The following is a 26,648-nucleotide window of genomic DNA, read 5'->3' as shown; positions in this document are numbered from 1 at the left end:
GTAATGATTTGAACTGCGAAATTAACAATTAGATACGATATATAGGACATGAGATGTAAGATTTTTCGTACTTTCGCAAGTCATACTGTAATGTGTTATAATGGACTATCATTTTAAAACTATAGAAAAAAAGTGGCAACAATTCTGGGCCTCTAACAAAACATTCAAAGTAAGTAATACGTCAGAAAAGCCAAAATATTATGTGCTAGACATGTTTCCTTACCCGTCTGGGGCAGGGCTGCATGTCGGTCATCCCCTAGGTTATATAGCTTCAGATGTCTTCAGTCGTTATAAACGCCTGAAAGGGTATAATGTTTTACATCCTATGGGATACGACTCTTTTGGGCTTCCGGCGGAGCAATATGCTATTCAAACCGGTCAGCACCCAGCGATAACAACGGCCGCTAATATCAATCGATACAGAGAACAGTTAGATAATATCGGTTTTTCTTTTGATTGGAGTAGAGAGATCAGAACCAGTGATCCTTCTTATTATAAATGGACACAATGGATTTTTATACAGCTTTTTAATGCTTATTATGACCTTACTTCAGATAAAGCAGAGTCCATTTCTAAACTGTTACATCGTTTTGAAAATGAAGGTAGTAAAGGGGTACTTGCGGTATGCGATGAAGACACCTTGTCGTTTACAGCTCAAGAATGGCAAGCTTTTTCCGAAGAGGAGAAACAACGCGAATTGCTGAAATACCGATTGGCGTATCTAAGAGAAAGTGCGGTGAATTGGTGTCCAGCCTTAGGTACTGTGCTGGCAAATGATGAAGTAAAAGACGGCGTTTCAGAACGGGGGGGGTATCCGGTTATTCAAAAGAAGATGATGCAGTGGAGCATGCGGATAACAGCCTACGCCGAACGTCTGTTAAATGGGCTTAATACAATTGACTGGCCGGAACCCCTAGTGGAAATGCAACGCAATTGGATAGGAAAGAGTGTGGGCGCCAGTGTAAAGTTTAGCGTAGCACATGAAGAAACGCTCTTTATCGAAGTGTTCACCACGCGGGTTGACACGATTTATGGCGTTAGCTTTCTCGTACTTGCTCCAGAACATGAATTGGTTGCTACCCTCACTACGAAAGAGCAATTGCAGGCGGTAGAAGCTTATGTAGAACAAGCGAAGAAAAAGTCAGAACGCGATCGGATGGCAGATACGAAATATGTTTCTGGAGTATTTACCGGTAGTTACGCCATACATCCTCTTACGGGAGAGACGGTGCCTGTTTGGATAGCTGATTACGTGCTTGCCGGATACGGTACCGGAGCCGTTATGGCTGTGCCTTCGGGAGACCAGCGGGATTATGTGTTTGCGAAGCATTTCGATCTGCCCATTATAAAAATCTTAGATACACAGGAAATTGACGAAGAAGCCGATAGTCGTAAGGAAGGGAAATATATCAATTCACAACTGATTAACGGCTTGAGTTATCAAGAAGCTGTGCAGCTTCTTATTGCAGAACTGGAACGTACAGCGGCCGGTAAAGCAAAAATTAATTTTAGAATGCGTGATGCCATCTTTGGGAGGCAGCGCTACTGGGGAGAGCCCGTACCTATATATTTTAAAGAAGGATTGCCTAACGTTATTGACGAAGCTGAATTGCCACTTTTACTGCCCGAAGTGGATAAATACTTGCCTACAGAAACGGGAGAACCACCTCTGGGCCGTGCTAAAGATTGGAAGTATCAAGATACGTATGAATATGAGCTGAGCACTATGCCTGGCTGGGCAGGGTCAAGCTGGTATTGGTATCGTTACATGGATGCGCATAATCAGCAAGCTTTTGCTTCAAAAGAAGCGGTAGACTACTGGCAAGCCGTCGATTTATATATAGGTGGATCTGAACATGCCACCGGACACCTGCTATATAGTAGGTTTTGGAATAAGTTCCTGAAAGATTTAGGCGTGGTAAATGAAGAAGAGCCCTTTAAAAAATTGATTAATCAGGGAATGATCCAAGGGAGATCAAATTTCGTATACCGACTTCTAGACGAGGAAGGAGGGGGAACCAATACATTTGTTTCACACGGCTTGAAAAATCAGTATAAAACCTCTGCTTTACATGTCGATGTCAATATTGTGCAAAATGATGTACTTGATTTGGATAGATTCCGTCAATCCAGAGCGGAGTATGCGGATGCCGACTTTATCTTAGAAGATGGTAAATACATTTGTGGATATGAGATCGAGAAGATGTCGAAATCGAAGTTCAATGTGGTTAATCCAGATGATATTATAGAACAGTACGGTGCCGATACCCTGCGGATGTATGAGATGTTTTTAGGTCCGCTGGAGCAAAGTAAACCATGGAATACCAATGGAATTGAGGGGGTTTATAAGTTTCTGCGTAAATTTTGGAAATTGTTCCATGATAATGCTTTTAACTTTTCTGTCTCGGAGGAACAACCCTCAAAAGCAGAACTTAAATCGTTGCATAAAATTATAAAAAAGGTAAGTGAAGATATTGAGCGCTTTTCATTTAATACATCGGTTTCCAGCTTTATGATCTGTGTAAATGAATTGACCGATTTGAAATGCAATAAAAGAGCAATCTTGCAAGAGTTGGTAATTGTCTTGTCTCCGTATGCGCCGCATATCTGTGAGGAATTATGGGTGTTACTAGGGAATGAAGCAGGTTCTTTATCGTTTGCTGCCTACCCAACCTTTAACCCGGAATACCTCGTGGAAAACGAGTTTGAATATCCCATCTCTTTTAACGGGAAAATGCGCATGAAACTGAATATGGCTTTAAGTTTAGAACCCAAGGATGTGGAAGAAGAAGTGTTGCGCAATTCGGACGTTCAACGCTACCTCGATGGTAAAAGCCCTAAAAAGGTGATCGTTGTAAAAGGTAAAATTGTAAACGTAGTGGTTTAAATACATACCTGATGCATAGCTGTATAAATTTCACCTATATAGCTATGCGTTTTTTTTTGAACTTCACTTATGATTTTGTCTGCGAACGATAAGTGCTTTCAAAGATTTTATCAGCGTTATTCGCTTCAAAGCCGTCTCGGCGGTGATGGCGCTTTAGCTGATCGGCTGGTAGGTCTGCATATTCAGGAAGAACCCGCCTTTCTGCAAATTCAACATAAGAACCCGATATTTTCTGTTGCTGGCCGTCTGCAAAAGTAGCTTCAATCATTTCAGCAACCGTTGCGCTTTGCAACAATCCACCATCCGGACTCGTTTTTATTTTTCCACCCGAAGTGTTCAGTTTAAATCCATGTCTTTCCAGAAACCGGTTAAAAGATGCAATATCGTTGTACCCTTTCGGTAAGTTATGGATGCTAATGGTAAAATGATTTAAGTAATACCTGTTGTAGATAACCCAAGAAGCGTATTCACTCTCATTAGCAAGGTTATTGTAGTCTTCCAACGTTGGGACACGCCATAGTGGGCTATGTAGAAATTGGTCAACGACCTGTACATCATTTAAATCTAGCTTATCTACAGGGTCGCTTTTTACTTCAGCAGTGTAACTTCTTATGATGGTTTGCGCAGTGTGTGACAGCTCGTTTACCCTTAGCTCACTTATGAAAACACGAGGATGTTTATCTGTGGGGGGAGCATACCAATAGGCATCTAGCTTCTTGGAAGGAAAATGATAGTAGTCACGTTTTTCATAACCGTAATGGGTGAAAATCTTTTCAAACGACTGTATACCAAGATGAGGTACACCTATTGTCCTAAAAGCAATATGATCATTCTCTATAGCATCATCATCTTTAATTATTTGCTCATTTCGCATAGCAGATAAAATACCCTCTACGTCAGGAACACGCTGTTTATATCTATTCATCAAACCATCTAAAACGCAATCTAATATTTTAATACGGTCCATAAATTATGCCTATTGGTATAAGGTAAAGATAGTTAAATTTCAGTTGGGATAAGTTTTCTGCGTCTAAACTTCTTTTGTGTATAGCTCGTGCTGAAAATATACTAGAGTTCCTTAACCATCCAGATGTTGCAAGCATAGTGCCCGGAATTACCTAGTGGGTGTGAAAGCTTTTTAAAACCAGCTTTTTCATACATATTAACAGCTTTTGTGAATTGCGGAAATGATTCTAGATACAAGTGTGTATACCCGAAACTAAGGGCCGTTTCAAAACATTTATCCAATAGCATTTTGCCTATGCCTTTACCCCGGCTTTGTGCAGACAGGTAAAGCTTTACGAGTTCTGCATGGCCTGTGGGTAAAGCCTCCGTCGGATAGATACCACATCCTCCCAGTATTGTTTCTCCCTCTTCGGCAACATAATAAATGCTTTTTGGTTGTTGAAAAAGCTGATAGAGGTTGTCTGTGGCAGGGTCTGTATAAACAGTGCCCTCTTTAGGAATGTTAAATTCTTCGAGTGATTTCCTTAATATATTCGCTAAGGTTTTATTATCACTTTCTTTAATAATTCTAAGGTTCATGTTTTAATGGTTATCACTTGTGTTTTTTATAGATTGGGCTCTTTGATAAAAGCTTTGTACGTTCATTTGTTGTTCCACCTCGTCAATGGCGTTCATAAGGTTATTTTCAGTATTGGTAAGAGCAGTAAGAGCAGCAACCATCGTTTGCCATACCGGCTGCATCTGGTTGATCAACAACCTGCCTTTCTCCGTAAGAATAAGTAGCCGCTTTCTTTCGTCTTCTTTATCACGTTTTGATCGAATCAGCTTTTTCTTTTCCAACTCCCTTAGAAGGCTAATGGTAGATGGATGTGAATAACCTATTTCAGTAGCTATTTCCAATACACTTAATGGGTGTTTTTGATGTAAGGTATAGATTACCGGAAACCATTTGGGTTCGAAATCTATACCGTATGATGCATATATCTTTTGCCCATCTTTTCTAAGCATATCACTTAATCGTTGCAGGCGAGTAGAAATAGCCAGCAATCCCGATTGGTCAATTACATTACTCATTTTCGGTGTTTAATTGCAGTGAATAAAAAACATCATCTACTTCCATTATCGGAAAATTAGATGGTAAATTATTTTTGTTTATTTGTACAAAGTGATTGCGTTCATAGAAACGTATTGCCGCCCGGAGCGTATGTACTGTTCCAAGATATAAGGTTTTTAGTTTTATTTCTTGCGCGTAGTTGATCAGATGCGCTAGTAGCATTTGGGCCAATCCCAGTTCTTTTCCTCGGTATTCTTTTTTCACAAACATTTTGCGAATTACACCACCTTGATCGCTGGGCAGCTTAATCAAAGCGATAGTTGCTATTATTTCGCAGTTATGCTTTATGCCCCAAAAACAACCACCCGCATGATGATAATAGTGCTCGATGGCCAATAAGTCTGGTTGGTCTTGTATATCAACAGCAATATGATGTTCTATTTGCTGAATGGGCAAAATGAGGTTGATGATCTGATCAATATCTTGATTGTTTAACGTTTCTATCTGATACATTGTAAATAAAAATATATCTGCAAAACTACGTAGTTAACTACGTATATATCGCATAAAAATGTAATTCCTATGTCAGAATCTTTTTTCAAAAATAATATCGACCAATATGTTCTAAGATTTTTTTCTTCATTTCAAGTGGGTTCATTTCACCCTGTTTGCTATAAAGAATCTTGCCGCCCGGGGCAACGAGCAGGGTATAAGGTAACGCGCCTTGCCAGTTTTCATCAATGGCTTCTATCAACTCATATTTATTCTTGCTATTGAAAAGGAAATTTTTATTGGCAGCTCCTTTCTCTTTTAGAAATGCTAATACGGGGTCAGATTTATCAGGGTGATCGGCGCTTATCGTTATAAACTCGAAGGGTCTGTTTCTGTACATTCTATTAATGACAACAAAATCTGGGAATTCAGTAACACATGGTCCGCACCAGGTAGCCCATATGTTAATCAGTCGCATCTTGTCGGAGTCATTCTTCAATAAAGAGGCTATCTGTGCGGTATCTATCATTTCCATGGCAACGGGCTCTTTTGACCAATCTTCATCCGCTTTTTTTACACCACTTTCTTTTTCCAGCCATTTAACACTGCAGCCAAAAGTTTTTGTTTCCTTCACCGTAATCTCCTGCGCTGCCAAAAGAGACTCAACAGCGTCTATGGTATTGTGATTTTCTACTTCCCGTGGATTTTCCCTGTCATCAAACCTCCCCTTATAACGGAGTATGCGCTCTTTATCAAAAATGAAAACATGGGGCGTAGCTACCGCACCATATTGTTTTGACATCTGTTGTTGATCGCCATCGTATAGGTAGGGGAAATTATATTGTTTATCTGCTGCGCGCATCTTCATTTCTTCCAATGTATCATTGTATTCGCTATAGCCCAATTCATCCAAACGCACGGACTGTGGGTTGTTAGGCGATACGGCAACCACAGCCACTCCGCTATCCTTATAGGTCTCGGTAAAGTCAATGATGCGGTCTTCATAGGCTTGGGCGGTTGGGCAATGGTTGCAGGTGAAAATGATTACCAATATGTCTGCCTGTTCAAAGTCTTTTAAACTGTATTGCTTGTCATCCGTACCAATCAACGAAAAATCAGGCGCCTTATCATTGATCTGAAGAGCAGTTTCTTCTTGTTTGTCTTGCTGGGATATGGTACTAAAGCTGCTTAGTGCCGGAAAGAAGATAGCAATTGAACAGTAAACCATGTTTTTTAGAAAGCATTTCATAACGCATAAGATTTATTTATAATGAATTGGTTTGTGCTGCGCCGCAGCTTATACCAAGCTAACGAAATAAATCATAAATAACAAATCAACCGCTTATTATGCTGAAAGCGTTTGTACGGTTTAGTAGCTGGAGATAGTAAGATCCTCTTTTCTTTCGCCTATCTGTTGTCGCCACATCGCAAAATATAAACCTTTCGATTCCAGCAATTCTTGATGACTGCCAGTTTCTATTATTTGTCCCTTTTCGAGCACATAAATTCTATCCGCATGCATAATAGTCGACAAACGGTGAGCAATCATAATGGTCATATGTTGACGTTGAGAAGTAATATGTCGAATGGTAGTTGATATTTCATCTTCCGTTATGGAATCCAACGCAGAAGTGGCCTCATCAAAAATCATTAAATGCGGCTGCCTTAGTAAAGAACGGGCAATAGATAAGCGTTGCCGTTCTCCGCCGGATAATTTTAATCCTCCTTCCCCGATAACGGTTTCTAAACCATTTTCTGCACGTGTTAGAATGCTTTGACCAGAGGCCTTTTTGATAACGTCGTACATCTGTTCCTCGGAGGCTGTAGGATTTACAAATAGCAGATTTTCTTTGATGGTTCCCGAAAAAAGCTGGGTATCCTGCGTAACAAATCCGATTTGATGCCGCAGTTCATCAAAATCAATTTCTTTATCGGAGAGTTCATTGTAATATACGTGGCCATCGGTAGGATGATAGAGTCCAACAAGCAATTTCACTAAAGTTGTTTTTCCTGCTCCCGAGGGGCCAACAAAAGCAATCGTTTCTCCTTGCTTTACCTTAAAAGAGATACCTTGAAGAGCGGGTTGGTTAGCTGATTGATGTTGGAAAGTTACTTTTTCAAAACGAAGCTGTGTAATGCTATGTATGTTTTTTGGAGACGTGGGCTGGTATTCTACTTTTTTATTAAGTAAGCGCTGTAAATTATTTAAAGAGGCTTCCGCTTCGCGGTAAGACATAATGACGTTTCCAAGTTCTTGCAGAGGACCAAAAATGAAAAAAGAATAAAACTGCATCATCATCATTTGTCCAACCGTTATTTTATCTCGGAATACAAAGAATAACAAGGTAAACATAATACATTGTTGAAGAAAATTTACAAAGGTGCCCTGAACAAAGCTAACAGATCGTATACGTTTCACTTTTTTAAGTTCAAGTTTAAGGATCTTCATGGTGGTGTCATTGAGTCTGCCAATTTCCTGCTGCGTAAGGCCCAAGCTTTTAACCAATTCTATATTACGGAGCGATTCTGTAGTGGAGCCGGCAAGCGCAGTAGTGTCATTCAGGATGTTGAGCTGTATCGTCTTAATTTTTCTACTGAGAAAACTTGTCAGAATAGATAGCACCACGGCGCCAACCAGATAGATCAGGGGTAGTAGTGGACTAAGTTTAAAGGCAACAATTACAACAAATACGATTCCAACTAATGTGGCAAATAATACATTAACAAAATTGGTAATAAACTTCTCGCAATCGGCGCGTACCTTTTGGAGTATGGAAAGTGTTTCGCCACTTCTCTGGTCTTCAAAATCTTGAAAAGGAAGCCTTAAGGCATGTCTTAACCCATCTGTATAGAGCCTTGCACCAAACTTTTGGATAACCACATTCACCACATAGTCTTGAAATGCCTTGGCAATCCTGGAAACCATTGCGGCGCCGATTATCATCAATAATCCGATGGTAATTCCTTTAAAAAAAGTACTATCTGCTCCCCTTTCTCTAAATTCTTGCGCTTTATTTGCATAAGGGTCTATTAATACATTACCCAGTATATATGGATTCAAAAGGGAGAAAATTTGGTTGACGGAAGCTAACAACAATGCTAGCAAGATAAGCCACTTATGTCGGCTAAGATATTTCAGTAATAATCGCATATTTTTCTTATTGAACATGATTAATCTGCTCATATAAGAGCAGATTAATCAGGAATGTTCTTGTTCTATTCACCAATAGATGAACAGTATAATGGTTTTATAAACGGGTTAAATATAGCACTAATAGCATGATAAAATTGTTGTCTGAATATCAACTTATTGTTGTATACGTGTAAATACTTAACTTTGGCCATTCTTTACATCGGATGATTTTATTATGGAACTAAAAATAAGGCCGCTACTTTTAATCATTATTTTGTTTGTCTTATGGAATTCCCCAAAGGCATATTGCTCCTCTTTTTCTTCAGATTCTTTAGCAAAGGAAGAAAAAAAAGTAACACATGATGCTATTCGTTTTGCAGATGGGGTAGTACATACAGTTATTTCACCGGTAAGGTGGAAAAGCGACGACTGGCTGAAAGCGGGAGGAGTGGTCGCAGGAACTGCTTTGCTGACACTGGCTGACAAGCCTGTACGTAGTTTCTGGCAAAATAGGAATTCAGGTGCTTGGGACGCTGTCGAACGAGCCGGGTTTCATTATGGAAAACCTTATGCTGCTTTTATTATGACCGGAGGTTTTTATCTTACGGGTTTGGTATTCAAAAACGAATGGGCGAGGGAAACCGGCTTAATACTGGCCACAGCTTACCTTACCAGTGGGGCCGTACAAACCTTTATGAAAACGGCTATAGGAAGGGCAAGACCTGCTACCGAAGTCGGCCCATGGGGCTTTGATCCGTTCTCTCCAGAAGCAGGTTATCATTCGTTTCCTTCAGGACATATACAAATTGCTGCTGTAAGCGCAATTGTACTAGCGAATAGAGTAGAAAAGCCGTGGTTAAAAGCACTGTTTTATAGCACAGCAGGGGTTACATTGGTTAGCCGTATGTATTCAGATTCCCATTGGGTTTCGGATATGGCGTTTGGCGGAGCAATATCGTGGTTCTGTACAAAATCAATCATTCAACGTATGGAAAAGAATAAATATGATAACCCACTCAAGAGGAAAGATAAGATTTCCTGGAATATGACCCCAACTTTGGGGGGGCTAAGTATTGTAGGTAGATTTTAGAATTTTACGCCTATACGCATCGCTTTTAGGCCACTGATGCCCTGCAGTTCTTCCAATTCCAGCTCTTCTAAATCAGTTAACAATATCTGTTTATTTTGTAGGTAGCTAATGTAATTTAAATACGCTGCCTTTTCTTTGTTGTCATAATAAACCAGTGCTATCTTACCCGGTTGCGTGAGTCGTTCATTTGTATTTTTTATATGTATCTTGTCGATCCTCTTTTTTATAATATGATATCTGATGTTATAAGAACCTTCAACATCAAATCTTTTTTCGTCCACTCTAAAACTGATATCAATTTCATTGGAATTCACAAAAATAAGTTGTGTTGTTTCTAATGGTGTCTCCATTTGCGTAAGTAAACTATTAGTGATCTTTGCTATGGCAGCCATCGATGAGAGTTGCCATAAACGCACATTTTTTACGTAAAGGGAGTTAAATGGCTTGTCTGGTGCGATGGATTGACCGATATAAATATCGTATTCTACGCCATCCGTCCGGAACTTTTCAAAATAACAAGGGTAAGATTGTTGAATCTCCAGATTAAGTAAATCGAGATAGCCATTTACAGCCGTATTAATCGTTGCCATGGAAGCTTCTAGAGATCGGCGATGGCTATGAAATAACCCTGTTTCAATAATCGTTTCATTTTCATAATCATTTATAAGAGTTGTCAAGCCGGCATTACCCCTTTTAAAATGATCCAGAACAAGCGGTACATCTTTTTCTAAAAATTCATTTAGCTTGAGTTGTAAACTGTCAACGGGAGTAATGTCTAATCTTTCCAGCCATTGCACACAATTAAAGTTCACTTCATCGATAATTGCTAAACTAAAAATGTGCTTTATTTCCGCTAATACTTTTAACAGGAAATTCAGCTGTAATCGATAATCGGCAATAAGTGCTTTGTTACGTTCAATGGTGGAGTTTCTGATATCAACTGCACCATAAAGTGGAAATACGTCTTTAAACTGAATGTTTTCAATTATTGGCTTAGGCTGATCAGGTTTTACTTTCCTGAGATATTCAAGGGCTACTTCGTTAAATTTCCATTGTACTGCGGGCTGCAGCGACGTGAACTTTTCCTTAATTATTGTCTCGATTTTTGCATTGAAATAATTAGCCTGATCATAAAGAAGTTGAGCAAGTAAAGCAGAGGTGCGCCTCAGTTTAGCAATACTGGTTTTATCAAATGTGTGGCCGTCTTCAGTATATATTTCGAGTATTCCTGTGACGTTGTTGTTGTAGAATAAAGGCATACATACATACGAAGTAATGCCTAAATCAGAAAGATCACCAAGAAATTCGAAATCACTGTTCTCAATTTCTGCTCCAATATTATAAACTAGATTTTGTGGGTTTTTAAGATATTCTTCCGTGATTTTTTCTTGATTGTGCAGGTCCTCTTTGCTTTGCAATAAATCGGAAAGTACACTTCCATACATAAAAGCGTGATCTATGAGCGGTTTTCCGTTAACTTGCAAAAGCGGAGATATACCAAATTTTATATGGGGATTACCCATAAGAATTTTGAGTGATTCCTGCAGTACCTCATAATTGGAAGCAAAATTATTGTCGGAGCTATTAATAATGATATTCTTTATATTCTCCGTAACATGGTCTAAGGTAATATCAGACAGGGTAATGATAGAAAAACCTTCGAATTCAAAATGCTTTAAAGGCAGTATCTCCAGCATTATTCCCCAGTCTACCTGCATTTTATTCTGCCTTAGTGCGGCATAATTGAGAGGAGGCAATTTGTTTTTTGCTTTTACGGTTACAAAAGTGTTATCAATCGTTATGGCAAAATATTGAGGTAGTCCGGTATCATTATTGATATAAGCGCACACTATACTATCACTTTCAAAAAGCGGGATATGATAGAGCCTGTCGAGTATCAATGCGTAGATCGACTGCAGGATGGTTTTTTCATGGTCATCATTTTTGCCGGTAACTTTCAGACGTATTTGATCTTCACAGGAATTTTGGGTTAAGAGGCTATAAAAAGCGTCAGTTCCGTAGAATATTTTTTTCCCTAAAGGCAAAGCTAGTGCCCATAAGGTCTGGTTTTCATTATGAAGTGTTGGAACCAGTAAATTATAGGTGTAATATAGTTCTGTCTGGTAGTCTGCAAGGTTGGTTTCCTGGATGGGTCCATGCTTTTTTTTGGCCTCGACAAACCTTTCCACCACAAACTGAAAGAGTTCATGTTTACCCTGCTCGCCTTCACTTACCAGTTTTTCTAAGTGTTTAATAAAATGATTAAACGATAAGTTTGTCTGGAGCTTATCAAAAGCAGCGGTTTTCTGATGCTCGATTATATTGAATAATTGTGTTTTCATTTTTTTTAAAAACGTGCGCCTAGTGAAATATAGGGATACCATCCTTCATTGGAGTGACCGGCTACAAGTTGAAAAAGCGCAATCTTTGCTGGAGAATAATACACTCCTCCGCCAACTCCTTGATGCATCCTTTTATCGTTGAGTCCAGAAGCCCATACTTTTCCAATATCATAGAAACCTATTAAACCAAGCTGGCCTGGAATAATGTAACTGCCTATTTCAGCTACTTTAATTCTAGCTTCAAAGTTATTAAAAAATAAGTGCTCCCCGGCAAAACGATATTGCCTAAAACCCCATAAATTACCATGTCCTCCTAAAAATAACGATTGGTAAAAGGCGGTTTTTCCTATGGTCGTACCCCCGCCCATCCGGTTAGCTAATACAATCGCCTCATTTGCTATGTTCCCATAGAGCGCTATCGTCGCTTTGGCCTGTAAAAATGATCTGGAATAACGGTTGAGACCATATGTACCTAACAGTTCAACATCCAAAAATCCTCCCTGTGTAGTTAAAACCTTGTTATTTCTACTGTCTTTGTAAAAATGGGTCCTTAAACCGCTAAAGCTTTTAGTCCTATCTATCGTTAAACTGTCGTAGCTATGCAATAAATCACTATTATTAATAAAACGGCCTTCATTGTCACTGGGGTCGTAGTAGTATAATTGCAATGTCGGCCCGATACTGAAAACAGTATTGTCATTTAACGACCATTGAAGCGATGGGTGAAGCTCATATAAGCTAAACCGGGCCCTATAATGTCTTATACTATAGTTTTCTTGATCATAAACAGATGCGTTACCTAGACCAAAGAAGTTCTGCGTATTATTTGGAGCAAAAACATTAGCATGTATAATGAAATCGGCTTTCCCAAGAAGGTTCTTCCAATGACCGGTATACCTTAATTTGAATGCTCCAGTTGCGAATGCTCCTGAGAATAACACCTGTTGGGTGTTTGTAAACGGAGTCTTACGGAATCCTCTTTGATGTGTGTATTTGAACCCGCCACCCAGCAGCATGCCGTCATCCGCATTATAACCAGCTGTTATCAGCGGCAGCCACACATTATATAGGTTAACGGGCACAAAGGAAGTATTTGCACTATCGTTTGCCAGATGTTTTTTTAGTTTATCAGTGCCTTGGGTAAAGGTGGCATATTTACCAGGGTCGTAAAGGTGTATGTTACGCTTTGCCTCCCGAATGTTATAATCTTTATCTCCTCCCGCTCCTACTACTCTAAGTTTGATATCGGCATCTTTATTAGCTATATAAACGCTGTCGTTGCCGCTACCCAGGTAAATCCTCACTTCTTTTGTGAGCGATGGTAAGTAGGTTTTATCCATTAACTTACGTTTAACTTCTCCATTTTTATTTATTTTGCGGACAATCACACGAAGAGCCTTATCTTCGGTGCTTTCAACTCGTACCTGTTCATGCTTGTTGCTCAATTTAATGTCAACAATATTATTGATGAAGTAATAATGTTTTGCCATTGCCGAAGGAATGGCATCCCTTCGCTGTTTTAGTTGGTCGAATAATTCTTCATGCCTGATTTGATAGCTTGAAATCGGCAGTCTTTTTACACTTTCTAATAAAACGCTGTCGGTAATATCCGACACAAAACTATCAACAATCTCCATCCATTCATCGTAGCTGAACTGCGCTTTAGGATGAGCGTTGAGGAAGTCGGATTTAAATAAAGAGTAGTGGATGTTTTTTATTTGACTGTTAAATCCCTGTAGGGTGGGCAAGACCCAGGATTTGGAGGCTATTTTCGGGAAAAAGCCTTCCGTTAGCCTTAATACCTGATCCCGATCTCTGGGCACTACCAAATAGTCTTTATCTCCATCATTACTTACATCTCGCCAGCGCCACTGATCCTCATGCCTATCCCAGTCACCTATCAATAGATCTACTAATCGGGCTCTTAAGAATGTTTTTGCTTTATAGGTGTCGTCGTTGTCATTGTTTACTTTTTTAAGCATCTTAATCGTATTGTCTGAGTCGCCCAAAGGCTCGCGCTCTTCCAGCAGGCACATGGTGTTGGCAAAAACCTTATTATATACACCTAATGCGGTGTCTGGAGCAATAATGCCGATAATAGGGTTTGCATGAGGAACGTTTACGGCATGAGCAATGGGCGGAACCATCAATGCGGAATAGGGGTGTTGGGCACTGTTCGCATCATCTAGAAAGTCTTCCGCAAAAGTATGTCGAAGTTCTTCTGGCAGTAAATTTTCGGAATTTTTATTTACGCTTCTTATGACCCACTGTTTGCCGGTAGAGTCTTCGAGTCTTAAAGATACAGATTGCATCCCGCCACCACGTTTTAAGGGTTTTAAACCACCGTGTATTTCGGATATTTTAATGATTGGAAGCTTGGTGTCGGCAGCCCATTCTTTGCGATAATTTTCGCCGAAAAGTTTGCGATGGAACGATCCAACTTTATTGTAACGTGGATTTGCCTGTGTAATTATGCTGTCTGCTGTTAGGTTGCCGCCTTCCAGTGGTTCGAGCTGTTGCTCCTGCTCAACATATGGTTTAACATAGGAAAAAGATTTTTTAATGGAGTGATTGGCATACGTGTAATAAGTAATTCGTACACGCTTATCTAACATCTGGTCAACGACCACGAAACCCTGCATTGATGCCGCAAAAAGGGTGTTTTTCCCTTTTTTCGTATACGTGTGTTTGGCCCCTGCACCACTCACCACCTGTAGAATATCTCCTTGTTTATTTAATTGCAAACCGTGTTCATGCCCCGCAACATAAATAATATTCGGAAATTGCTCGAATACATCCGTTACCTCTTCGCGCAATTTTTTATACGCGGGATGCTGCATATCTTCAGGGTTGAGGAATACGGTTGACCGCAGAAGCGGGTATAAGGAGCCTAAGCCCGGAAGAGGGATGAACAGTTTGTTATTTAACACGGTAAAAGGGAAAAGGTGATCTTGCCAGGAGTAATAGCCACCGTGTACTCCATAGGAGACGAACGGATGATGAGAAGCCAATAATATGGTTTTATCGCGGTTATTATAGCGTAGTTCTTCCATTTTTTCCAACACGTCTTTTTCAGTCTCACAGTCGCATTCGATAGCGGTGTTTTGCTTTTCGTGAGGGAATAGCCACCATTCACTGTCGTATGCAATTATTACCAGGTCATCTGTAAGCGGAATTTCAACAGGGTCAGGGCAACCATTGGGAGGAATAAGCTTTAATAGAGAATCTTGTTGGGTTTCTAGGAATTTGCCTTGGGCGATTACTTTTGCAAGCCCTTTTTTTCCCATGCGATCCCAATCGTGATTGCCAGGGATAAAATACACCGGGATGTTTTTTGCACGCATTGGCTCATATTGCGACCGTAAGATATCTTGTGTGTCTGTTTCTTCCGGTGCACCTTCGAGCCCCATCCCTCGTGGATAAATATTGTCGCCAAGAAACAATACCGTCGTTTTATTGGGTATGCTTAACTCGGCCGCCATTGGTATAATGGTTTCCTGTTGGTGGTTGATCTCTCCGGCATCTCCTACAAAAATCACGCGATGAGCGATCGAATCCTGAGCCCTTAGGCCACGGATGCCGGGCAACACCAGTATAAAAACTAGGGTTCTTAATAGGGTGGTTTTTAAGCAACTCATCTGATTTCAGTTATTGCAGATATTTAAATTTCAACAGGGTTGCGGCACGACTTTTACCTCCACCTTCATTGCTGATATATAAGTTATGATCCCGGTCAAAACTCATGCCCTCTGGCTGATTAAATGTTTTTGGATTTAAAGGATAAACTGCTTTTACTTTCCATGTCTCATCTGTTACAACCAGCATCTTGTTAATCGAAGATAAGATGTACCATTCGTTTGTTCTGTTATTCTTGGTCATAGCCGATGGCCTAAAACGTTTTCCCTTTAAATCAGCTTTTTTTTCTATCTCCTGCTCTTGGATGTGGAATGTGCCATTAGCTTTTATCGCACCATTGTCTGAGAGCTGAAAGACGTAACCACTGGTTTGATCAGTTTTTTTATCTGCTTTACATTTTTTGCACAATATAAATAAACTCCCCATATGTGCTGCTAAACTTTCATACTCTCCCTTAGGAAGCAGGTTTTTCCATTCTTTGGTGTCGGTTATTTCTTTGCCATTGATAGACTTTAACGGAAAGGTATACAGTGTGCCGTCGCTGCGGAGCATCACAACACTGCTATTGTAGATGGCTATATCTTCGTAATCACCTTTTTTGCCAAATTTAGTGTTCAGAATTTTCTTATCACCCGGTCTAAAACGAAAAATCTTCCCATCTTCGTCTTGTTGTGCATATATCGTATCGGGCTGGCCTTGATGGAATGCAATACCAGAGATTTCCTGTAAGATATGAGGTAGCGTGAATTTTTCCGGCCGTTCCAGGTCGTACCCATTCGGGCTGCTGTAGTCTTGCTTAGCGGGTTGCGCGCAGCTTGCAAATGAGAGAAAAGTGGTGAAGATCGATATGAATAATTTCATACTTTTCGGTTTTTTAGCAATTTATAAATTAATCGGATGGACAGACGTCTTGAGGTATCGGTAAATGTCTTCTTGAGCGTGTATGCCATTCTTCGAAGGTTTTTCTACGTTATTCAAACAGTGATCTAAGTTGACGGCCGCCACATCATCCTGTAGCTGGAGCTGTATGATTTTACACAGCCTGTTTTTTAATTCCACGTCGTGGATAGGGAAACATACCTCTATTCGTCTGTAAATGTTTCTGTTCATCCAGTCGGATGATCCTAAATAGATTTTAGGATTGTCATTATTGTCAAAAATGAAGACTCGGCCATGTTCGAGGTATCTGCCTACGATTCTTATAACGTTAATAGGCGTGTTTGCCTTTGCTAACCCTGGCCTTAACCTGCAGATACCGCGTATGATAAGGGTTATTTGTACGCCCTTTTCGCTTGCTTCGTAAAGTTTGTCTATAAGCCTCTGTTCTTCCAAGTTGTTCATTTTTAATATGATGGATGCCTTTTTGCCCTGTTGTGCATGTTCGATTTCCCGATCTATCAAGTTAATAAAAGAGGGCAGCAGGTTAAATTGGGCTACTAAAAGCTGTTTAAATAAAATGTAGTCGCCCGTAGCGGGATGCTTTCTTTCAGCGAGGAACAAAAAAAGCTTTTGCAGATCAGCTGTCATTTCCCTACCAGCCGTTAATAAGATATGATCAGTGTATGTTTTTGCCGTATTTTCATTTAAGTTACCGGTGGCGAATAGGCCATAATGTTGAACTTTATCAGAGATCCGCCTTTTTACTAAAGTTGTTTTTGCATGGACTTTAAGTTTTGGTATGCTGAAAATGATCTGCACACCTGCCTCCTTCATTTGTTTTGCCCATTTGATATTGTTTGATTCATCGAAACGTGCTTTCAACTCTACGAACACCGTTACTTTTTTAGCGTTTTTGGCGGCACTTATTAATGCACGTGCAATTCTTGATTCGGGAGCTACCCGGTACATGGTGGTATAGATATCTTCTACATAAGGATCTATTGCTGCTTCGTTAAAAAATCGAAGAACGGTGTCGTACGATTCATATGGGGTATTTATTAATAAATCCCTTCTGTCTAACGAATCGAATACAGATGCCGCTTCGTTTTTTAAACAAGACACGATTGGAGGAGCTGCCTTATACTCCCAGGCACTATTATATATCGGAAAATCAAAAAAGTCTTTTAAATTATGGTAGTAGCCACCAGCCACCTTGTTTGCTTTTTTTAACGTAAAAACTTGTACAAGTGCAGCTAGGTATGTTTCGGGCAAATCTGGTTGATATAGTAAACGGGTAGCCAGTCCGAAGTCACGTTGATTGAGCTGTTGTTCAATTTTTTCCGCAATATCTCCCTCGTACTCATCTTGCAGATCCAATTCGGCATCCCGTGTCACTTTAAAAGAATAGACTCCAATAATTTCCTTTTCCGGAAAGAAAACCTGAAGGTATTGTTTAATGATGTCATCAATAAACAATATATAAGAAGTTCCATTAAAATCAACTTTTAGAAACCTGGAAACGATATTTGAAGGAATATTGACTAGAGCGAGCTGCTCATCGCTTTGATCTGTAAAAAAGATGGCCAAATATAGTTGATTGTTACGAGGGAAAAAACGTTGCTTTTTGGGGTAAATAATCTCGAGATATCCAGCAAGTGTACAGAAAAAATAATAACGCGTTTTTTCCAGGATAGTTAGTGGGATAGGCTCGTTATAAACCAAGTGTACATCTTCCTTATGAAGTAGCGGAAGGATTTGACTGCTAAGTATTTGGCCGAAACGTTCCTGCTGTTGTACGATGGTCTGTTTTACAGCTTTGAACTCGCCTTTTTTTATAATATTTTCGGCTATTGCTTCATTTTTGTTTATCTTTTTCAGCGCCATTAACACTGGTATCCTAACGCGATAAAACTCGTCTAAATTAGAAGAGTATATCGCTAAGAATTTCATTTTTTCTTTCAAAGGGGTGCGTGCATACGTCGCTTCATCTAATATGCGATCGTTAAATGTAAGCCAACTTAAGTCTCTACTAAAAAAGCGATTTTTCATGACGCTCGCTGATGTTTAAGAAAAGTATATGATGACAATGATGAAAGATAGAACGGATACAATTAAGCCGTACATAAAGATGTTGTAAGCCAAACGTAAGAGTCTATACTTTCTGCCTAAAACAACACCTTGGGAATATACATCTTTAATGAGTGTGCCATAAAGCAGATCCCTGTCTTCCATCACATCTTTCATCCCTTGGTTGTAGTTTTCGAGTGGCATCCGGTGAAAATTTCCGAAGAACAGCAAGTTTACTTTATTTTCTTTTACATCTTTAGGGGCATAAACACCATTTGGAATAGCGGGTCTAGTGGCTAATATGGCATAAACCATTGTCGTAAGGCTTGCTGCGAGTAAAACAAAGGTTGGGATGGTCAGGTGCTCATTATCGTCTAATTTCCGAAGGAGCAGCGCTATAATAACCGATAAGATGATAGAGTTTACTGTAATCAGTATGTTTGCTTTATTGTCGGCCATATCGCTTAGTCGCTGATTGTTGGTCGAAGTAACCCTAAACATGGTTTCTATACCTCGGTCCGGGCGGTTGTTTTTCTTTTTATTGCTGCTGTCCAAATTGTTTTTTTCCTTAACTAGCGTGTTTTTTTCTTTAATAAGACGAAGGTTTTCCTGCTTTTTGGGTGCCAAGATCTGTTTGCCGTAATCGGTGTGGTAGTGGTGTCTCTCCATTAAGGCTATGGTGTTTTTTTGCCATGTTTCCTTATCGATACGTTCATTTTTACAAGATTCTGCCTCTTTCCTCATGAGCCTATTACGTTTTGTAAAATCGTTGCTACCTAAATGGAATAGGTCTGCGTCGCATACAATTTGTTCAAGTAAGTTGCTGGGTCTTTGTGGCATACGGGTAGCTTTAATGCATTGTTGAACAGCCGCAATAACGTCCTGCGACACCATGTGATCCTGGAGAAAACGCGTTGCCAGCTGAGCGCTACGAACCTCATGGTCCTCGGCCGGGCCCGTATAATAACCAAGGTCGTGAAAATAAGCCGCTATTATTACAATGAAATATGCTTTTTCATCTAGCTGATAATAGGTCGAGATTTTTTTTGCCGCCTCTACTACTTGGAAAGTGTGAACACCGTCATGGAAACACAATTTGGAATCGTTTTGCTTTTCCATAAAGTCGCCCACCCATTTGGCGGCTTCCGCGATAATTGCAGTGTAATTCATCAAAGTATAAAAATGTATATAACAAACTTAGGTAAATTGCCATTCATATAAAAGCGAATATTGATCACTATTAAATACATTTGCTTTTTGCGGTTGGGGAAACTTTATCTTCTGCAAAAGCAATTATTAACGTTTTTTAAGGATTAAATTTGCCCGTTTTTTTGCCATTCTAATTTCTTTTATAATAAATAAATGGTACTGACATACGGTTGTCACTGGCTTGTGGTTCCTTTGTATAAGTATTTAAACTTATAGATTATGGAACAAGTAAAATCAACAGTTGGAGTAGCGGAAATAGGGCTAGCCGATCTCATGAAAAATTATGCTAATTATAACCTTTGGGCAAATAATGCTTTGATAAATTGGTTAAAGAATAAGCCAAAGGAACAATTAGAAAAGGAAGTAGCTTCTAGTTTTCCAAGTATAAAGTTAACCTTGCTGCATATTTGGAAAACACAAGAATATTGGTTGTCTATCATAAATAAAACTGCATATAGGGAGATGGATGATGAAGAGATCATGAAGATTGAAGAGGTCTTTACCGGGATATTGGCGCAATCAGCTGAGTTGGCTGAGTTTGTAGAAGAAATGTCTGACTATAGCATGGAAGAGCAGATATTGATTGTTAGTCAATGGTTTCAATCGGACTTTCCAGCATTTGAATATTTGATGCACTGTTTTAATCACAGTACCTATCATCGTGGGCAGTTGGTTACAATCGGTCGTCATTTGGGTTTTACAGATGCTCCTATGACAGATTACAACTATTATAACGTGTTGGGCAAGTAGCAAAAACCTCCTCGCCTATGTGAGGAGGTCAATACATATCCTACTTAACTATGGGGCTAGCAGATTTCCTTAACTCGTTTAGTTTTTTTGCTTTTTACGAGGTTTATAAGCATCACACCACCTAAGATGATAAACAGGCCCGAAAGTTGCGTGGTAGTAATGTGCTCATTAGCAAAAGTACTTCCTAAGAAAACAGCCACTAGAGGGTTTATATAAGCATGGGTGCTTACTTCCGTAGCCGGACGTACCTTCAGCAGCCAGATGTAACTGGTGAAGGCAAGTATTGACCCGAAAACAATGAGATAAATGATAGCCAGCCATGAAGTATTTGGAACCGTTTGAATAGCTAGTTCCTGAACATCACCGTTTGAAAATGCAGCTACCCAAAACATTAATCCAGCAATGATCATCTGCCAAGCTGCGCTTGCAAAAGTCACCTTTTTTGGTAGGGAACTGTACTTGGAATAGATAGAGCCAGAAGCCCAAGCGATAGTACCCAGTATAAGTAAACACATGCCTATAATTTTGTGATTGCCTTCGGCAGCATGCAGGGAAAGAAATAGTTGTTCACCAAATAGCAGAACTACGCCTATAAAACCAATGAATACGCCAAGAACAGTGTTCCAGTTCCGGAAGTTCACTTTCCACATTTTTTTATCAAGCATCAATATCCAGATTGCAGTAGACGAAGCCATAATAGCAATTAAACTGCTATGAAGATATTGTTGTGCTTTCATTACTAACCCCATGTCTATAAACAGCAATAGAATGCCTGTAATGGCAGACGTTTTAATGAGCTGCCTGTTCCAGATAGGTTCCCTGGTTTTACTGCACCAGAGCAGCAAAAGTAGGCCAGCTATCGTAAAACGTATCGCGCCTAACAGAAACGGTTGGAATCCCTGTAGTGCAATGTGTATAAAAAAATAGGTAGATCCCCATACAATATAAATAAGTAAATAAGCCACAACAATGGCTAAGGTACTGGTGTTTTTATTCATTAGTTGCAGTCGATTTTGGTATAACGATGTGTTGGTTCTCTTTTACCGTCTCCAGCACAATCGTAGTTCTTGTTGAAATGATATTTGGGATGTCTCGAAAAGAAGAGCGCATAAGTTCCATTAACTCATTTGAGCTAGAAACACGTATTTTCACCAGATAACAGTCTTCACCGGTAATATGATGCACTTCTTGTATAGCTTCGATAGCAGCTAAAGACTTGTCGGTTTCGCCACAGCCTAAGCCATCAGCTACCTTTATAAAAATAAAAGCCAGTAGGTTTTGATTCACTGCTGCCGGGTTAACTCGTGCGGTATACTGTGTGAGTATGCCTTTCTGTTCCAACTTTCTTACGCGTTCTAATATCCCCGAAGGAGCCATGCCCAATTCCCTGGCCAAATCGGCATTTGTGATCTTACAATTGTCCTGTAAAAGGCTCAGAATCTGTAAATCTATTTTATCTAAAGATATTTCAGTAAGTTCCATGTTCACGTTTTTGATAAAATAAAGATGCAAAAATACATAAAAAATAATATTTTAATGAATTGTGTTCTTTTTTGTTAAAGTATATATGAATTATATTCTTTATTAGGTGTTTGGTGGTGTATGGCCTTGGTTTCTGCCTTGAAAGTTTTATTTTTACATAAAAAAATGATGTTTTCAGCGTCAGATCTGTTTAACATAAGCGGAAGGTTTCATTACCCCTTAAAAACAAGTTATTCGAATGAAAAAAATGATAACGCCTTTCATTACGCTGCTCCTGTGTACGCTTGGGCTTATCGCCCGTCAACAGGAGCCCAATAGGAAACAATATACACTCGTTATCCACGGGGGTGCAGGTACTATTGTGAAGACTGCTATGACTTCAGCAAAGGAGGCTGCTTACGAGGAAGTGTTGACAAAGGCATTGCAAACCGGTTATCATATTTTACAGGAGGGGGGAGCTGCCTTGGATGCGGTTGAAGCTACTATTCATGTATTGGAGGATTCTCCCTTATTTAACGCGGCGAAAGGAGCTGTTTTTACCAATAATGGACGAAATGAGCTAGATGCGTCGATTATGGACGGACGTACACTTAATGCTGGCGCTGTAGCGGGGGTAACAAACATACGCAACCCCATAACCGCAGCGAGGGCAGTTATGGAAAAGTCCGAGCATGTGATGCTCAGCGGGAAGGGAGCGGAGAACTTTGCACAGCAAGTGGGGGTTACATTGGTAGATCCTTCTTACTTCTATACACAAGATAGGTGGGATGCACTACAAAGGGCATTGAAAAAAGATTCTACGGCTGCAGGTGAAAACGTTGATAATCGGCAAGCGGCAAAAGCCGGAACAGTTAACAGAGACGATAAATTTGGGACAGTGGGATGTGTCGCTTTAGATCAGCAGGGAAACCTTGCAGCGGGTACTTCTACTGGTGGGATGACGAATAAAAAATTCGGGAGAATTGGAGACTCGCCGGTTATAGGTGCAGGTACTTATGCAAATAACGAATCGGTTGCGGTTTCATGTACCGGTTGGGGAGAGTTCTATATCCGTCATGTTGTAGCACATGATATAGCTGCTTTGATGAGCTATAAACAGCTTTCCGTGGAAGAAGCTGCCGCAGCGGTAATGGCTAAGGTCGCAAATGCCGGGGGAGATGGGGGGCTGATTGCCTTAGATAAAGCAGGTAATATGGCTATGCCTTTTAATACGGAGGGTATGTATCGTGGAGCTGTTGATCGGCACGGTAATATCGAAGTTAAGATCTATAAAGATTAAAGAGCCCTTTTAAAATGTCTTGATTTTACATTTTTCTTTTTTTAATACTTCAAGAAAGTCTTCATCTTTGAAGGCTGTTTTAATCCTTGCACCCTCCTGTTTGTAATACCTATTGAGCTCCTTCCTATGCATGGCAGTAATAAAGCGTTGTATTTCCACTTCATGCTCAAGTATCAGACCGGGTACCTGAGTAGGTTTGTGTGTCTCTTCGTTTAATGCTACCATGGAAAAATAGCTGGAATTGGTATGTTTCACTTCGCGTGTTCTAACGTTTTCCGAAAGTACTTTTATGCCTATAACCAAAGACGAATTCCCTACATAGTTTACGGAAGCGAGCAGTGAAATAATTTCACCAACTTCAACAGAGGCTCTAAAGTCTACCGTGTCGACAGATGCCGTTACACAATAGGTTTCGGCGTGCTTAGCAGCGCAGGCATAAGCTACTTTATCCATTAAGGATAAAATGATTCCTCCATGGATTTTTCCGCCGAAATTAGCATATGCGGGAATCATCAGCTCGGTCATTACTGTTTGTGATTCACTTACGGTTTTGTATTTGTTCATATATTACGCTTTTACTAATTCAATGTTTGCAAGAATATCAACGTTTTCCGAGACCACCATACCGCCCGCTTCCATTAAAGGGTTATAGGTTAGGTCAAATGCTTTTCTACTAATGGTGCCCGTGACTTCAAAGCCTGCTTTCAGCTGTCCATTATCTTCAACGGAGCCTCCATAAATGGCGGTTAGTTTGACTTCTTTTGTAATACCTTTAATAGTTAAGTTGCCACTTAACAGAAAATGATTTTCATTCTTTGTCTTTATCAAAGATGTTGAGGAGAAAGTTATGTTGGGGAATTTCTCAGCATCGAAAAATTCCGGCGACCGTAGATGGTCGTCTCGGTAGGTTTCATTGGTGTAAACACTGTTTGTTTCGATACTTATTTCAGCACGACTATCCTCAAAGTTAGCACCGTTGGTGCTCTCTACGGTACCTTTAAATTTCGTGAAGAGACCGGTTACGGTCGCAATGAGCATGTGTTTTACTTTAAAATGTATGGCGGAATGTGGTGGATCAATTTTCCAAAAATTCATAAATATGAAATCCTAATGACTGTGATAATAATGACTATTTTTTTTTTGATGCGCTTGGTCGACACCTGAATTTCGTGTTAAAATAGTAATTTTTTTGTTATAATGGCGGTTTTGATTCGTTTTTATTGCTTTTAAAGCGCTGCTGTCGACTTGGATTTTCTTTTAAATTGTACTTTCGTTGTAATTGACGATCACACATCATAAACAATTAAATCATTATGCAGAACTTGTACAAAAACTTTTGTTATAAAATGAAGCTTGGCGCTGGTAAGCATTTGCTCATCGCTTCATTATCTATGGTACCAGTAATAGGTTTCGCTCAAGTCGATGATAAAATCATTGATGATATTGTAACTGGAGCAACGGAAAACTCTCTTCTACCCTCACTTGCACATGAGCTATTAGATGGGATAGGCCCGCGGTTGGTAGGCTCACCACAGATGGAAAAGGCCCATGAATGGGCGGTAGCTAAATATGGGGAGTGGGGAATTGATGCTAGGAACGAACAGTGGGGAGAATGGAGGGGCTGGGAGCGTGGTATTACCCATATTGATATGGTGTCACCATGGGTGCGAAGCCTCGAAGGACGCCAGCTCGCATGGAGCCCTGGCACCAATGGCGAAACAATCATAGCAGATGTCGTCCTTTTGCCTGATTTGAGTGATTCGGCTGCCTTCAAAGAATGGCTGCCTAACGTTCAGGGAAAGTTTGTGTTGGTTTCTATGCCACAGCCTACGGGACGGCCTGATTATAACTGGGAAGAGTTTGCTACACCAGAATCGTTTGAAAAAATGCGGAAAGAAAGAGAAGCGCAAACCGAAAAGTGGACGAAACGTATCAGTCAAACAGGTTATAACATGAGAACATTGCCAGAAGCGCTGGAAAATGCGGGAGCAGCTGGCATAATTGCCTCCTATTGGTCAAATGGTTTTGGCGTAAATAAAGTCTTTAGTGCGTTTACAAAAAAAGTGCCTACAATAGATCTGGCTTTAGAAGATTATGGGCTACTTTATCGGTTGGTGGAGTCGGGCAAGGCTCCGAAAATTAGTTTGAAGGCAGATGCAAAAGAGCTTGGTACGGTACCTACATTCAATACGATAGCAGAAATTAAAGGAGTGGAAAACCCCGATGAATATGTTGTGCTTTCCGCGCATTTTGACTCGTGGGATGGAGGTACTGGAGCAACAGATAACGGGACGGGTACTTTGGTAATGATGGAGGCGATGCGCTTATTGAAAAAGTTTTATCCAAACCCTAAAAGAACGATATTGGTTGGCCATTGGGGTAGCGAGGAGCAAGGTTTGAACGGCTCTAGGGGTTTCGTGGAAGATCATCCCGAAATTGTTGACAATGTACAAGCTCTTTTTAACCAAGACAATGGCACGGGGCGTGTAGTCAATATCAGTGGTCAGGGTTTCCTTCATGCTTACGACTATCTGACACGGTGGCTAGATAAAGTTCCGGAAGAAATAAAAAAGCATATTGAAACAAGTTTCCCGGGAAGCCCAAGCACCGGAGGGTCAGACAATGCTTCATTTGTAGCGGCGGGAGCGCCGGCTTTTTCGTTGAGCTCGTTGAACTGGTCATATTGGAACTATACATGGCATACCAATCGAGATACCTACGATAAAATTGTTTTTGATGACCTTCGAAATAATGTAATCCTAACAGCTATCCTTGCTTATATGGCAAGTGAAGACCCCGAAAGAGCTTCTAAAGAAAAAGCTGTTCTACCTCGCGATGAGCGAAGTGGCGAGCAAATGCAATGGCCGGAAAGGAAGTCGCCCACGCGAAAAGGAATGCTCGATTAATGGTTATTACCAACTTGTTTCACCTATGAAAAGAGCCGTTGATTTGCACAACGGCTCTTTTTGTTATAGATCGAGTTATAGATCAATACGGATATTTATACTAGTGTTGCGGCTGTAAGCGCGCATAATTACTGCAATATAACGCTGGATACCGGGTCTGTGGGAGAGCTGCTATAACTATACTCTTGCTCTCCCAAGATTTACGTTTTATGTGCTTTTGCCCATTGAGGCTGTCGTGGAAGATGCCTTGTAACGCGCTTTTTTTATATACCGCTTTTGCAGCTTTCTAGAATATTTGCCTTTTTTCCCATGCTGTTCTTTCGCATGTTTTATGACTTCGTTGAGCAACAGCACCTGAATAACTAAAGACAAATAGGAGTGATGGGGTAACCATAATTAGTTGTAATACTTTCATAAGTTTCCTTTGTTTATTTACATATATAAACTTTAGAGTTGCCACACGTTAACAGGTTTAA

The 26,648-nt window shown here is 40.1% G+C and carries 20 protein-coding genes; 5 read left to right on the top strand and 15 right to left on the bottom strand.

Annotated features, from left to right (window positions below):
• The first annotated feature begins 100 nt into the window (after nucleotides 1-100).
• Complete coding sequence (gene leuS, locus H8S90_RS02545; RefSeq protein WP_187341048.1) at nucleotides 101-2,887, top strand: leucine--tRNA ligase; 2,787 nt, start codon at nucleotides 101-103, stop codon at nucleotides 2,885-2,887.
• A 67-nt stretch (nucleotides 2,888-2,954) separates the two neighbouring features.
• Here the strand turns inward: leuS and H8S90_RS02540 are convergent, their stop codons facing one another.
• From H8S90_RS02540 to H8S90_RS02515, 6 genes are all read right to left on the bottom strand, one after another.
• Nucleotides 2,955-3,854 (bottom strand): DUF1338 domain-containing protein, encoded by a 900-nt coding sequence (locus H8S90_RS02540; protein ID WP_187341047.1) that lies wholly within the window; start codon nucleotides 3,852-3,854, stop codon nucleotides 2,955-2,957.
• A 101-nt stretch (nucleotides 3,855-3,955) separates the two neighbouring features.
• Nucleotides 3,956-4,432: a GNAT family N-acetyltransferase gene (locus H8S90_RS02535; RefSeq protein ID WP_187341046.1), complete on the bottom strand. Its 477-nt coding sequence runs from the start codon at nucleotides 4,430-4,432 to the stop codon at nucleotides 3,956-3,958.
• Nucleotides 4,433-4,435: 3 nt separating this feature from the next.
• Complete coding sequence (locus tag H8S90_RS02530; RefSeq protein ID WP_187341045.1) at nucleotides 4,436-4,927, bottom strand: MarR family winged helix-turn-helix transcriptional regulator; 492 nt, start codon at nucleotides 4,925-4,927, stop codon at nucleotides 4,436-4,438.
• The gene (locus tag H8S90_RS02525; protein WP_187341044.1) at nucleotides 4,920-5,420 is read right to left on the bottom strand and encodes a GNAT family N-acetyltransferase; all 501 of its coding nucleotides are present in this window, start codon (nucleotides 5,418-5,420) and stop codon (nucleotides 4,920-4,922) included. The genes H8S90_RS02530 and H8S90_RS02525 overlap by 8 nt, the downstream gene beginning before the upstream one ends.
• Nucleotides 5,421-5,505: 85 nt before the next feature.
• Nucleotides 5,506-6,627, bottom strand: a complete 1,122-nt coding sequence (locus tag H8S90_RS02520; RefSeq protein WP_222852221.1) for a redoxin family protein — start codon at nucleotides 6,625-6,627, stop codon at nucleotides 5,506-5,508.
• Nucleotides 6,628-6,768: 141 nt separating this feature from the next.
• A complete protein-coding gene (locus H8S90_RS02515) occupies nucleotides 6,769-8,550 on the bottom strand; it encodes an ABC transporter ATP-binding protein (protein ID WP_187342885.1) in 1,782 nt (593 codons plus the stop codon).
• A 217-nt stretch (nucleotides 8,551-8,767) separates the two neighbouring features.
• On the opposite strand from H8S90_RS02515, the gene H8S90_RS02510 reads away from it, so the two are divergent.
• Nucleotides 8,768-9,622 carry a phosphatase PAP2 family protein gene (locus tag H8S90_RS02510; RefSeq protein ID WP_187341042.1) on the top strand — a complete coding sequence of 285 codons (855 nt, stop codon included), beginning with the start codon at nucleotides 8,768-8,770 and terminating at the stop codon, nucleotides 9,620-9,622.
• Here H8S90_RS02510 and H8S90_RS02505 read toward each other — a convergent pair.
• The 5 genes from H8S90_RS02505 to H8S90_RS02485 are packed head-to-tail and all read right to left on the bottom strand — an operon-like array spanning nucleotide 9,619 to nucleotide 19,716.
• A complete protein-coding gene (locus H8S90_RS02505) occupies nucleotides 9,619-11,964 on the bottom strand; it encodes a GAF domain-containing protein (RefSeq protein ID WP_187341041.1) in 2,346 nt (781 codons plus the stop codon). The two genes, H8S90_RS02510 and H8S90_RS02505, sit on opposite strands and share 4 nt — an antisense overlap.
• 5 nt (nucleotides 11,965-11,969) lie before the next feature.
• Complete coding sequence (locus H8S90_RS02500) at nucleotides 11,970-15,602, bottom strand: metallophosphoesterase (RefSeq protein WP_187341040.1); 3,633 nt, start codon at nucleotides 15,600-15,602, stop codon at nucleotides 11,970-11,972.
• A 10-nt stretch (nucleotides 15,603-15,612) separates the two neighbouring features.
• A complete protein-coding gene (locus tag H8S90_RS02495; RefSeq protein ID WP_187341039.1) occupies nucleotides 15,613-16,461 on the bottom strand; it encodes an SdiA-regulated domain-containing protein in 849 nt (282 codons plus the stop codon).
• A 21-nt stretch (nucleotides 16,462-16,482) separates the two neighbouring features.
• Nucleotides 16,483-18,528, bottom strand: a complete 2,046-nt coding sequence (ppk1, locus tag H8S90_RS02490) for a polyphosphate kinase 1 (RefSeq protein ID WP_187341038.1) — start codon at nucleotides 18,526-18,528, stop codon at nucleotides 16,483-16,485.
• 15 nt (nucleotides 18,529-18,543) lie between these two features.
• The gene (locus H8S90_RS02485; RefSeq protein WP_187342884.1) at nucleotides 18,544-19,716 is read right to left on the bottom strand and encodes a Pycsar system effector family protein; all 1,173 of its coding nucleotides are present in this window, start codon (nucleotides 19,714-19,716) and stop codon (nucleotides 18,544-18,546) included.
• 258 nt (nucleotides 19,717-19,974) lie between these two features.
• Here H8S90_RS02485 and H8S90_RS02480 point away from each other — a divergent pair, with 258 nt between their 5' ends.
• A complete protein-coding gene (locus H8S90_RS02480) occupies nucleotides 19,975-20,505 on the top strand; it encodes a DinB family protein (RefSeq protein ID WP_222852220.1) in 531 nt (176 codons plus the stop codon).
• A 56-nt stretch (nucleotides 20,506-20,561) separates the two neighbouring features.
• Here the strand turns inward: H8S90_RS02480 and H8S90_RS02475 are convergent, their stop codons facing one another.
• Together H8S90_RS02475 and H8S90_RS02470 are read right to left on the bottom strand one after the other, a co-directional pair.
• Complete coding sequence (locus H8S90_RS02475) at nucleotides 20,562-21,503, bottom strand: EamA family transporter (RefSeq protein ID WP_187341037.1); 942 nt, start codon at nucleotides 21,501-21,503, stop codon at nucleotides 20,562-20,564.
• On the bottom strand, nucleotides 21,496-21,987 hold the full coding sequence (locus H8S90_RS02470) for an Lrp/AsnC family transcriptional regulator (protein WP_187341036.1): 492 nt from the start codon (nucleotides 21,985-21,987) through the stop codon (nucleotides 21,496-21,498). Before H8S90_RS02470 ends, H8S90_RS02475 begins: the two co-directional genes overlap by 8 nt.
• Nucleotides 21,988-22,225: 238 nt before the next feature.
• Between H8S90_RS02470 and H8S90_RS02465 the strand changes: the two genes are divergently transcribed.
• Nucleotides 22,226-23,266: an isoaspartyl peptidase/L-asparaginase family protein gene (locus tag H8S90_RS02465; protein WP_187341035.1), complete on the top strand. Its 1,041-nt coding sequence runs from the start codon at nucleotides 22,226-22,228 to the stop codon at nucleotides 23,264-23,266.
• Nucleotides 23,267-23,275: 9 nt separating this feature from the next.
• On the opposite strand, the gene H8S90_RS02460 is transcribed toward H8S90_RS02465, so the two are convergent.
• The gene (locus tag H8S90_RS02460) at nucleotides 23,276-23,830 is read right to left on the bottom strand and encodes an acyl-CoA thioesterase (RefSeq protein WP_187341034.1); all 555 of its coding nucleotides are present in this window, start codon (nucleotides 23,828-23,830) and stop codon (nucleotides 23,276-23,278) included.
• A gap of 3 nt (nucleotides 23,831-23,833) precedes the next feature.
• Nucleotides 23,834-24,361, bottom strand: a complete 528-nt coding sequence (locus H8S90_RS02455; RefSeq protein WP_187341033.1) for a YceI family protein — start codon at nucleotides 24,359-24,361, stop codon at nucleotides 23,834-23,836.
• 251 nt (nucleotides 24,362-24,612) lie between these two features.
• On the opposite strand from H8S90_RS02455, the gene H8S90_RS02450 reads away from it, so the two are divergent.
• The gene (locus tag H8S90_RS02450; protein ID WP_187341032.1) at nucleotides 24,613-26,172 is read left to right on the top strand and encodes a M20/M25/M40 family metallo-hydrolase; all 1,560 of its coding nucleotides are present in this window, start codon (nucleotides 24,613-24,615) and stop codon (nucleotides 26,170-26,172) included.
• Nucleotides 26,173-26,648 lie beyond the last annotated feature (476 nt).

This window comes from Olivibacter sp. SDN3 (genome assembly GCF_014334135.1).
In the GTDB taxonomy this organism is placed as follows: Bacteria; Bacteroidota; Bacteroidia; order Sphingobacteriales; family Sphingobacteriaceae; genus Olivibacter.
Note: the sequence above shows the minus strand (reverse complement) of the source record. Positions and strands in the feature narration are given on the sequence as shown.